Source organism: Microcystis sp. M083S1, assembly GCF_020246405.1.
Taxonomy (GTDB): Bacteria; Cyanobacteriota; Cyanobacteriia; order Cyanobacteriales; family Microcystaceae; genus Microcystis; species Microcystis aeruginosa_C.
Genome location: NZ_JADBTB010000193.1, coordinates 1 through 8,094, shown reverse-complemented (window position 1 = coordinate 8,094; position 8,094 = coordinate 1). Strand labels below are relative to the sequence as shown.

Annotated in this window: 5 protein-coding genes and 1 tRNA gene; 2 read left to right on the top strand and 4 right to left on the bottom strand. The window is 43.6% G+C overall.

Annotated elements, in window-relative coordinates; genetic code table 11:
- Nucleotides 1-279: 279 nt before the first annotated feature.
- Both IM450_RS17895 and IM450_RS17890 read right to left on the bottom strand, forming a co-directional pair.
- Entirely contained in the window at nucleotides 280-3,294 is a 3,015-nt protein-coding gene (locus IM450_RS17895; RefSeq protein WP_287668401.1) for a type ISP restriction/modification enzyme, read from the bottom strand.
- Between the two features lie 164 nt (nucleotides 3,295-3,458).
- Nucleotides 3,459-3,532, bottom strand: a tRNA-Pro gene (locus tag IM450_RS17890).
- 71 nt (nucleotides 3,533-3,603) lie between these two features.
- Here IM450_RS17890 and lipA point away from each other — a divergent pair.
- Complete coding sequence (lipA, locus tag IM450_RS17885; protein WP_071839449.1) at nucleotides 3,604-4,509, top strand: lipoyl synthase; 906 nt, start codon at nucleotides 3,604-3,606, stop codon at nucleotides 4,507-4,509.
- On the opposite strand, the gene rdgB is transcribed toward lipA, so the two are convergent.
- Both rdgB and IM450_RS17875 read right to left on the bottom strand, forming a co-directional pair.
- Nucleotides 4,472-5,065, bottom strand: a complete 594-nt coding sequence (gene rdgB / locus IM450_RS17880) for an RdgB/HAM1 family non-canonical purine NTP pyrophosphatase (protein WP_004268069.1) — start codon at nucleotides 5,063-5,065, stop codon at nucleotides 4,472-4,474. The two genes, lipA and rdgB, sit on opposite strands and share 38 nt — an antisense overlap.
- A gap of 167 nt (nucleotides 5,066-5,232) precedes the next feature.
- On the bottom strand, nucleotides 5,233-6,153 hold the full coding sequence (locus IM450_RS17875) for a class II fructose-bisphosphate aldolase (RefSeq protein WP_287668398.1): 921 nt from the start codon (nucleotides 6,151-6,153) through the stop codon (nucleotides 5,233-5,235).
- Nucleotides 6,154-6,253: 100 nt separating this feature from the next.
- On the opposite strand from IM450_RS17875, the gene hflX reads away from it, so the two are divergent.
- Nucleotides 6,254-7,957, top strand: a complete 1,704-nt coding sequence (gene hflX, locus IM450_RS17870; protein WP_287668396.1) for a GTPase HflX — start codon at nucleotides 6,254-6,256, stop codon at nucleotides 7,955-7,957.
- Nucleotides 7,958-8,094 lie beyond the last annotated feature (137 nt).

The window sequence follows — 8,094 nt, the reverse complement described above, 5'->3', positions numbered from 1 at the left end:
GGGGGATCAAACCTAAAATCCATTCAACCCTACGAATCAACCCTAGGAATCAACCCTACGAATCAACCCCCCTTATCAAGGGGGGCAGGGGGGATCAAACCTAAAATCCATTCAACCCTACGAATCAACCCTACGAATCAACCCCCCTTATCAAGGGGGGCAGGGGGGATCAAACCTAAAATCCATTTTTAATTTAATTATAACCAGCTACTTAGGGTTTACTGAAAAAGTTTTTACTGGAGGCAGAATCTAGAATAAGATTCCCCAGAAGCAATCTTTTTAATGTCTCATCGCTTCTATTATTTTCATGGTTTCGACGCTGACAGTACAGACTCTTTGTAATAAGTCAATTACTGTTTCTTTATAATCGGCAAAGCGATAATTATTAAATCTTTCGGCGATGGTTTGATCTTTGGGTTTCTTTTCCTTATATTGATCTAATATCCATTCTAGGGCTGAACGATTACCGAGTTTATATTCCCAGGCAATTTTGGGAATATCTAGTAGGAAAGTGACATCATCAAGGTTGATGGAATTTTTTTCTCGGTCAGCTTTTAGTTTAGTTTTGGGTTTGAGGTTATTATTAGTATCAATGCGGGTTAGTGGGTAGGGTGCGACGGTTTCATAGTTGATATGTAATTCCATTAGTTTGCTTCCCCATTCTACCCATTGAGAGAAGTTATCGTAAAAGGGAAGCCGGGGAAATTCTCGCTTGAGGTTTAATTCATATTTACTGCGATATTCCGGGTAGTGAAGGACTGCATAAGTGTAGTGGAAGATATCGAGTTTGGTGATGGTTTTATCGTTGTAATGTTTTTGGAATTGCTGCAATCCCCAATCGGTGATATTATCGATACGGTTTCCTTCTTTGTCGTAAGCATAAATAGTAATCCCTGTAGTGTCTCTTGAACCATAGCCATAATCGAAGGGATACGTTGTTGCTTGAACACAAAATGGCACTTGACTATGTGCTGTAACACAAATACTTATATTGCCCAAATCACCAATTTTGAATAGATTCTCTAATTGGTGTAATCTATGTAAAACTGTTTTGTTCCAGAAAATATATTTTTGGGTAAATGGTCGAGTTAAAACAACAATAATTTTCTCTGGATCAAAAATTATTTCGTCTCCTCTAACAAGCTTATTTTCTAGCTCATCACTCCACTTTATTTCTCTACTTACAAAGTTTTTAATAGAAGTAATTTTTCCTGAATCATTCCATCGCTTCTGCTCTGAAGCATAAAACTGACAAAAAAACTCTAGCTTTGACCTTAAAGAATCCGGGTTAAAATCATACAACCACTCGTCCCTTGCAGTTATAACCCCTAGCGAAAAGTTCCTGAAGATTGCTTTTTCATTTTTGCCAGTTTTAGTATCTTTGTTAATTAAAGGTAAAAGTTCATCAAAATCATTATTTTCATACAACCAATCATGATTATGGTTAGGCTGAATATGCTTAAAGTTTAAATTGTCAATTCTATTTTCATTTAATAATATTAGCTTATCTTTGGCTAAATCACTATCTGCCATCTTAAAATAGAAAACTTTTGCTTTTTCGTTATGGCTTGATTTTTTAACAAAGAAGCTAATGCATACACCTGCTTGAATCCCGAAAACATTATGCTTTGTACCTGAAATTTTAGTATTTTTTCTTACATCTCCTCCCAAATCAACTAACCATATTTCACTAAATTCTTGTAAAACTGTTTTCCTAAACCCATCGAATGTTTTTTTGTCTATAAAAGAGTTGTTAGTGATCAATGCAATCACTCCATCTTTATTTAATCTATCAGATGCCCATCTTAAGAAACGAGCATACATATCATAAGCTCTATTTTGATTTTGAGAGTTACTCACTTTTAGATAAGTATCTCGGATTCTTTTATCTATTTGTTCATAATTACGATTTGCATTATTGTCATTAGCATTTTGCTGCTTGGCATTATAAGGAGGATTCCCAATAATTACAGAAATATTGCGGTCATTTTGATTTTGAATCCGTTGGGTATTCTCCACCGACATGGCAAATAAATCCATCTGCTTGAGATGAAAAGCAGCATGGTCCAGGGTATCCACAAAACAGATATGCTCAAACTCCTCATACTCACCCATCTTCTGCTTGTAGGTGAACTCAATATTTAAATTAGCAATATAATAAGGCAGAATTGCCACCTCATTACAGTGCATCTCATGCTTATACTTGTACCGTAACTTATCCTTCGGTAAATACTCAATCAACTCCGTTATAAAAGTTCCTGTCCCCGTCGCCGGATCTAAAATTTCTACTCCTGGATCCGCCAACAACTTACCAAAATGCTTGTGGACTAAATAATCGACACTTTCAATCATAAAACGGACAATTTCATTGGGTGTATAGACAATTCCCAACCGGTCCGCCGCTTTCGGATTGTATGCTTTATAAAAATTCTCATAAATCGCCTTGAGAAATTTCTGCTTCTCGTGGTGGTTATAAATATTCGCCGCCGTCCGCCGAATTACCGCATAATAACGTTCAATTGTCCCTAAAGTATTGCGCTTGGTATTACCAGTAAAGAAAGTTTCAATCACTCCCTGTAATTCCCTAGCGATATTATTTTCCCGGTGAAACTGGGACTCATTAAAAATATTGATAAAAATATCCTCTGTCAGGATGTGCTGAATAATCATCTCTCGCACATCTTCCAGACTAATTTCTGGATTGATTGACTTGCGACAAATCTCTAAAAATTTGTCCCGCGCTGTCACAAAATTCCGATTCGTCTCCGACTGCAACGCAATTAAATCCCGCAACGCCTCTAAAATTGTTGGTAAATCTTCCTTAAAACTAGCAATCGCCTCTCGAAAATCGTTAACTTCTGGACGTACATAATTAATAAAAGCATTAATAATCCCATCCAAAGCCTCATCATCGCGCATCGAGACGCGCAGTCTTTCCTCTCCTCCTTGAATTAAAACCGCCGTCTGGGAATCTTCAAATAAAATATTGTCATTAGGGTAGCCTTTCGCTAACTTCTTCTCAATTTCTTCGTCTAAATTATCGTATTGATCCTTACTTTCCCAATATCCCCAATCTAACCGTAAAGCATCCTTTACCGTCCCGTCAGGATAGACAACTTTTCCCCACTTAGTGCGATAATCCAACTCCGGAATTAACAAAAAATCCCGCGCCTTGCAATAGTCATTTAACAAATTCTGAAAAGCGACTCTAATCGAAGTTTCCTTGCGACTGCCGCCATATTGGACAATCTTCTCAACTTCCGCCTGATACTGGCTGATTAATAATCTAGACATGGGCTTAGAGGAGGTAAATTAAGTAGTTATAATCAAATAGAAGATAGATTTTGGACTCTGATCCCCTGCCCCCCTTATTAAGGGGGGTGCCGATAGGCGGGGGGATCTACCCTTGATAAGGGGGGTGCCGATAGGCGGGGGGATCTACCCTTGATTGTCTTTAATCGGGATGACAGGATTCGAACCTGCGGCCCCTTCGTCCCGAACGAAGTGCGCTACCAAGCTGCGCTACATCCCGAAAGTTTTTAGCTAAATCATCATAGCATATTCGGCCTTGATTGGGTCGAGACTTGCTAGGATATTACAGATATAGGCAAAAATTATCGGAGTAGTTCAGGCGTGACGGTAAAACCAGAGTGGTTACGGGTAAAAGCACCGCAATGGCAGCGAGTCGGCAGTGTTAAGGAAGTTTTACGCGATTTAGGCTTAAATACCGTTTGTGAGGAGGCTTCCTGTCCCAATATCGGCGAATGTTTCCACGCGGGGACGGCTACCTTTTTAATTATGGGTCCTGCTTGCACTCGCGCCTGTCCTTACTGTGATATCGATTTTGAGAAAAAACCGCAACCTTTAGACTCCACGGAACCCCTGCGACTAGCGGCAGCCGTGCAACGTCTTGATCTTAATCATGTAGTGATCACTTCTGTCAATCGCGATGATTTGGCCGATGGAGGCGCTAGTCAATTTGTCCGTTGTATCGAGGAAATTCGCCGCATTTCCCCAAAAACCACCATCGAAGTGCTGATTCCCGATCTTTGTGGCAATTGGCAGGCTTTAGCTTTAATTCTTGCCGCTAAACCTGAAGTTTTAAACCACAATACCGAAACTGTTCCCCGTCTCTACCGTCGTGTGCGTCCCCAGGGTGATTACCAGCGTTCTCTAGAATTATTGCAGCGCGCTCGCGCCATTGTTCCCGCTACCTACACAAAATCGGGCATTATGGTGGGATTGGGGGAAACCGACGAGGAAGTGCGCCAAGTAATGCGCGATTTACGGGCCGTTGATTGTGATATTCTCACCATCGGGCAGTATCTGCAACCATCGCCAAAACATCTCGGTGTGCAGGAATTTATCACCCCTGAACAGTTCCAAGCTTGGCGCGAATACGGCGAGTCTCTGGGATTTTTACAAATTGTTGCGAGTCCCTTGACAAGAAGCTCTTATCATGCTGAACAAGTCAGAGCCTTAATGAATTTGTACCCGCGAGAGTCTTGAGATGGGGCAGCAATTGCTCAAAAGCTCGTCCTCGATGGCTAATTTTTCTTTTTAATTCGGGAGACATTTCCGCAAAGGTTAAAGCGTATTCGGGGACATAAAAAATCGGATCGTAACCAAAACCACCTTTACCCCTAGGACTGGTGAGAATTTCTCCCGTACAGATTCCTGTGGCGCTCAAGGCAATCTCACCATCGGGACGGGCGATCGCAATTACACAGACAAAACGGGCCGAACGATCTTGATTATCTCCTAATTCTCTGACGAGGCGATCGATTCTTTCTCGATCATTTTTACCATAGCGGGCCGAGTAAATCCCCGGGGCATTTCCTAACCCGGTTACTTCCAATCCCGAATCATCGGCGATCGACCATTCTCCCAAAGTTAGGGCAATTTGAGCAGCTTTTAAATAGGCATTTTCAGCAAAAGTCGCCCCGGTTTCCTCTATCTCTAAATCATCGGGTTTTAACTGCAATTCTAGGTCGATATCGGTTAAGTATTCCCCTATCTCTGCTAATTTACCCGGGTTACTCGTGGCTAGAATTAATTTTTTCATCGGCCTTTTATCTCAGTGATCAGTTATTTTAACCGTCAGGAGCCGGTCGTCGAGAGTCAGACTTCAGGAGTCAGTATTCAGGAGACAGGAGATTATTTTTATTTATTCTCCCTTCTCCCTTCTCTCTTCTCCCCAATTCATAATTCATAATTCATAATTTATAATTCCTAGTCCCTAACCCCCGATAATCCCGCTAACATTTGAGCGTAGGGAGTTTCGTGGAGGTGGGCCTTATTGACAGCACCAAAAAGGGTTAATTTGTCGATAATTACCGATTTCATCGCGGAAATTGCCTCTCCTGCGATCTCTAATAAATCCTTATCCTCTGGCCCGCAAATTTCCCGTTTCAGGGACTGCATATAGGCTTGACGCACTTCTGTATTAACATTAAATTTGCAGACTCCTAACTGGATCGATCGCCCGATCATTTCTGGGGGTAAACCGGAAGCACCGTGTAAAACTAGGGGAATAGACAGAAGTTGTCGAATCCGGGCCAGGCGATCGAAATCGAGACGGGGCGGACTTTTGTACTCGCCATGGACATTACCGATAGTTACGGCCAGAGAATCCACTCCCGTTGCCTGCACAAATTGCACTGCTTGCTCTGGATCTGTCATTTTAGCCTCTTTTTCGGCAATAGTTAACCCGTCCTCAGTGCCGCTAATTCGGCCGATTTCTGCCTCCACCACAGCCCCGTATTCGTGAGCTAAACGAGTCATTTCTTTGGTAAAAGCGAGATTATCTTGGTAGGGAAGATGAGAGCCATCGGCCATAATTGAGGTCATCCCCGCTTCTAGGGCCTCGTAGATATCGCTGGCTTTAGTGCTATGGTCAAGATGGACCGAGATAGGAACCTTGGCCGAGCGAGCGGCCTCTAAACAGAGAGCGACGAGGGTGGAACTGCCATAACGCAAAGCGCTGGGGTGAATTTGCAACATAGCGGGACTACGGCAATCCTCGGCGGCACTAATCACCGCTTTGACCCCTTCTAGGTTATAAACATTAAAAGCTCCGATCGCATAGATATTTTTGCGAGCGGTTTCGAGGAGTTCCTGAGTAGAAGCGAGCATAATATGGAAAATAACCATTGATACTGCCCAATTTTACCCTAATTAGGGCTGGCTTCTAGAGGACAAATAAAAGGGCAGCCATGGTCAAAATCGCTACAATATATAGATAAAATCCTAATTGCGAGGAAAGCCTATCGATACCATCTTCGGCAATACCCAGGGACTAAAAGCCAGTCAGATGAAACAGCTACAAAGGCTGTACCATGAACGCTTGCCTATCGATACTCTCACCACCCCAGAATTCGCCCAAAGACTGGCGGCCATCAGTACCGATATTCATCAACCCCTCTGCACCTATATCAACCGTCGCGGCCAGGTAATTCGTGTGGGAGTGGGAACCCCCCGACAAACCCAATTTTCCCTCTTGGAACTACCCCGCTACGGTTCCGAACGTCTTTGCGGAATTCGTTGTATCGCCACGGAACTCAAGCAGGAACCGCCAAAAGAATCCAGTTTAACCGCCATGGCTCTGCAAAGATTAGACGCACTGGTGATCTTAACCCTAACCGGCACAGGCATGATCCGTCGCGGTGGTGGGGCAACCGGTTATGTGGAGCAGGTCTATCTGGCGCATCTCATACCACAAAGTCAAACAAATGTCAATAGTAATATATACTGGTCTGTCTCCCCGCCCTTAAATCTAGAGGATTTAAGCAAACAGGACTTTTTAGAGTTAGTGGAAGGACTAGAGGCGGAGTTTCAGCGCGAATTTACCGCTATAACCGTTGATACAGCCGAAGATCGGGTGCTATTGGTTGGTTTAATGACCGACAATATGAGCGATCGCCAGTTCGAGGACGGTTTAAGCGAATTAGAACGTTTAGTTGATACCGCCGGGGGCAAAGTTTTGCAAGTCACCCGACAAAAACGGGATCATCCCCATCCTCAAACAGTGATCGGTTCGGGAAAAGTGGCAGAAATCGCCCTACAGGTGCAAACTTCGGGGGCTAATTTAGTTGTATTCAATCGGGATCTTTCTCCCGCCCAAATTCGCAATCTAGAGAACCAAATCGGGGTGAGAGTGGTCGATCGCACCGAGGTGATCCTGGACATTTTCGCCCAACGGGCCCAATCCCAAGCGGGTAAACTACAGGTAGAATTAGCCCAATTAGAATACACTTTACCCCGTCTCACCGGGCGCGGATTAGCCATGTCGAGATTAGGGGGAGGAATTGGCACTCGCGGACCGGGGGAGACAAAATTAGAAACAGAACGCCGAACTATTCAACGTCGTTTATCCCGTCTCCAGGATGAGGTGGATCAGCTGCAAGCTCATCGTTCCCGTTTACGCAAACAACGGCAAAAACAAGAGGTAGCCAGTGTGGCGATCGTCGGTTACACCAATGCGGGAAAATCTACTTTAATTAATGCTCTCACCGCTGCCGAAGTTTATACCGCCGATCAACTGTTTGCTACCCTCGATCCCACTACCCGACGCTTAACTATTACCGATCCCCTCACCCAAACATCTCACCCCCTCTTACTAACCGATACGGTGGGTTTTATCCACGAATTACCCCCCTCGCTGGTGGATGCTTTTCGGGCAACTTTAGAGGAAGTAACGGAAGCAGATGCCTTACTCCATCTGGTGGATCTCTCCCATCCAGCTTGGGAAAGTCAGATTGCCTCGGTATTAAAAATCCTTTCGGAGATGCCGATTCAAACCGGTCCAATGTTAATGGTGTTTAATAAGTTGGATCAGGTAAAAAGCGAGGATTTGGAAATAGCTAAGGAAAAATATCCCCAAGCTGTTTTTATCTCGGCTATTCGTCGGCTAGGATTGGAAACTTTAAAACAAAAGTTAATCGATTTAACCGCTTAAGTAGGGTCTGCTGAAAAAGTTTTTCCTAGGGGCAGGGTGTAGGGTGTAGGGTGTGGGGTGTGGGGTTTTACCGATTTTGAGGGGGTCAATTACCTAATTTTCAGGGAAAAAGTAGCTGAATTTCCCCCTGATCACTC